We start from the raw sequence: 2,575 nt of genomic DNA, 5'->3' as shown, positions 1-2,575 counted from the left end.
TTGTTTACCGATGGACGGAGCATACCATTGCGTAGCAGGATCAAACCAAATGGCAATATTTCCGCGACTCATGAGTGCTCGGTTATATGCGGGCCAATTGGTTGTGCGGTAGATTTTGTGTGCAGGCTTCTTCATTTGAAAATTATATCGCTGAAAAACCCTTTACAGATAGGTTTGTGCAACAAAGCCTAGTGAACTGAATAGATGAGACCGTTATGGGTTGAAGATAAGCTAAAAACCGGTGACTACCTTTATGTATAATGCCTCATGATGCGATTTTACTGTTCTGATTGTCGTAAGTTGGCAGTCCAGTAGAAACTTTATTGCTCAGCTACAAAAGATAAATGCAGTAATGTTAAATTTCCTCAATTCCCTTATTTTGAAATTCTCTTATTCAATACCCACGACAGTGGTTATATAGCCTGTTGTTAATAGAATTGATAGACCTAATAACATCTCAAATAAAATGGCATGACTAAGGTGTTTAGCGAATTTAGGATGTTGAAGACGCGGGGTGAAATACCATTTGTTGAAGGCAGCTAAAAGTAGAATACCTATAACAAAAAACATTTTAACCATGAAACCATAGCCATATGCAGTATTGATTAAGGTATTAAAATCTTTAATTAAAAGAAGAGCTACACTAGCGCCACAGGCGATTAATATCCCAACAATGAAAGCAGCAATACGTCCAAATACATGCATGCGATCTTTTAAAGGTAAACCACTTATTTCCCGGCTGGTTTTCCATAACGGATATAAAGACCCCATCCATAACGACATAACTAGAATATGGATTGATAATAAAATTTGAGCAAGTAAGGTTAAATTAGCGACATGTCCGAGCTGGGAAAAACTAAAAATAATCGGGAGAAGTAAAACACAAAATATTGAACTTTCAATTATAGAAAACTGACCTTTGTTCCTGTTAACTTTAACCACCATGAGAAGAAGTAAAAGAGCAAAACTAATAGAACGAAGAACGTATATATACCCCGTCGGAGTATTAACCAATATATTAATATACGTGGGGTCCACCATCCCTGTAATACCAGTATTGGCAAAACTACCAATCAGAATAAAAAATCCCAAGGTACTGGAAATTAGGCCTAATCCAGCGCCAATTGTAATATATTTAAGAATCGATTCTTTTAGTTCAAGATATTGTCTAAGTAAAAAATAGCAAAAGGCTCCACCAACGACAAAAGCTACACTTAAATATAAAATAACCTTAGTTAACCAAGTGGCCCACATCCAATATTCAGAAATCATTATTTTTGTCCATTCTAGAACAACATGCCAGCACCTCACTGACATGTTGAAAGGTAATCAATTCTTATTTAGTTGATTTGATAGTGAAACTATATTCACCATTCATGTTGTGACCATCTTTCCCCATTGTTGTCCAGACAACGGTATATTTACCTTTTTTCAGTTTCGGAAGAGCGACATCAAAGGATTTCTTTAAGTCATGAGTAACTTCATATTTTAAAGGAACATCTCTTCGCTGAGCATCCAGTAACTTAATATTCATCAACATAACCTCTGCACCAAAGTTAAGGGTCAAGTTCTTTGGTTGACTAAGGATAGATGCATTTTCCGCAGGAATCGCACTCACTAAACTCACATGAGCGAACGTAGTTGTAGTAGCCACAATCATCGTTGCAGCTACTACAACATTACGTAGAGCAGTCATTTTATTTTGAAATAATTTCATTTACGTTTCCTCTTGATTCGTTAGTTCATTAGAGATGACTTTATAAAATCTATATTTAATGAGACCACATCATCTCCTCTTATATTTCAATTATTAGTGAGAGACAGAAACAGAGCGATGACTTCAAAATTACATTTTTGTCATTTTTAAAATTTAAAATCTTTAACTATTAAAATAATCTTATTGAAAAATAATGATCATTTAACAAACAAATTATGTAGGTGGTTGATTTATGAAATGTAGTAATCATTTTGTCTAAGAAAATAGTAGCTATTTAATTTTTTATATTTTAGTTTAAATATAAACATGTTATGTTTAATTTGATCTAATATAAATTTGTGGGCTAAGCACATGACTCAAACACGTCCAAGAATGACCAAATTATTTGAACAGCTTGGTTTAGCTTCTACTGAAGAAGCAATTGCAAAATTCATAGAGAGCCATCAGCTAGCTGGAGATGTTTTTTTAACACAAGCAATTTTTTGGACTGATGCTCAACGTCATTTTTTAGAAGAAAAACTACACTCTGATGGTGAATGGACGACAGTGATTGATCAATTAAATGAGTCTTTACATGAAAATTCAGTAAAATAATTTTCCGTTAGTATTAAGGATCTACATTCTTCCCTGCATTGAATACAACTCATTCATACAGTAGTACTGTTTTGGAGATGGAATCTCTATTATATAAGTAGTAGATTCCTTACTCTGAAATTTGGATTATAAACCCTAATATTAAAAATAATCTTCTTTACCTTCTATCGGCTTTGTTGCACAAAGATTTGAAATGCAAAGCGCCCCTAATTGAGCCAAATTTAAGGCGTAACTTGGGTAAGTGGTCGACCTAATTCCGTAAAT

Annotated in this window: 3 protein-coding genes and 1 pseudogene; 1 reads left to right on the top strand and 3 read right to left on the bottom strand. The window is 34.0% G+C overall.

The genetic code is table 11. The annotated features are described in order from the left end of the window. The 3 genes and pseudogenes from F991_RS17385 to F991_RS01570 all read right to left on the bottom strand — a co-directional run. A pseudogene (locus F991_RS17385) lies at nucleotides 1–135 on the bottom strand (IS5/IS1182 family transposase); the annotation flags it as partial. Between the two features lie 255 nt (nucleotides 136–390). Continuing rightward, nucleotides 391–1,272, bottom strand: a complete 882-nt coding sequence (locus F991_RS01575) for a copper resistance D family protein (protein WP_004668321.1) — start codon at nucleotides 1,270–1,272, stop codon at nucleotides 391–393. A gap of 64 nt (nucleotides 1,273–1,336) precedes the next feature. After that, nucleotides 1,337–1,717, bottom strand: coding sequence for a copper resistance CopC family protein (locus tag F991_RS01570; protein ID WP_004281877.1), 381 nt, complete (start codon nucleotides 1,715–1,717; stop codon nucleotides 1,337–1,339). A gap of 351 nt (nucleotides 1,718–2,068) precedes the next feature. Between F991_RS01570 and F991_RS01565 the strand changes: the two genes are divergently transcribed. Continuing rightward, nucleotides 2,069–2,311 carry a DUF2789 family protein gene (locus F991_RS01565; RefSeq protein ID WP_004281876.1) on the top strand — a complete coding sequence of 81 codons (243 nt, stop codon included), beginning with the start codon at nucleotides 2,069–2,071 and terminating at the stop codon, nucleotides 2,309–2,311. The last annotated feature ends 264 nt before the right edge of the window (nucleotides 2,312–2,575 follow it).

Source organism: Acinetobacter sp. CIP-A165, from assembly GCF_000367985.1.
Taxonomy (GTDB): Bacteria; Pseudomonadota; Gammaproteobacteria; order Pseudomonadales; family Moraxellaceae; genus Acinetobacter.
Note: the sequence above shows the minus strand (reverse complement) of the source record. Positions and strands in the feature narration are given on the sequence as shown.

What these genes read in the sequence shown, in the direction of transcription:
- F991_RS01575 (WP_004668321.1), bottom strand. Translation starts at nt 1,272, where the DNA reads ATGATTTCTGAATATTGGATGTGGGCCACTTGGTTAACTAAGGTTATT.
- F991_RS01570 (WP_004281877.1), bottom strand. Translation starts at nt 1,717, where the DNA reads ATGAAATTATTTCAAAATAAAATGACTGCTCTACGTAATGTTGTAGTA.
- F991_RS01565 (WP_004281876.1), top strand. Translation starts at nt 2,069, where the DNA reads ATGACTCAAACACGTCCAAGAATGACCAAATTATTTGAACAGCTTGGT.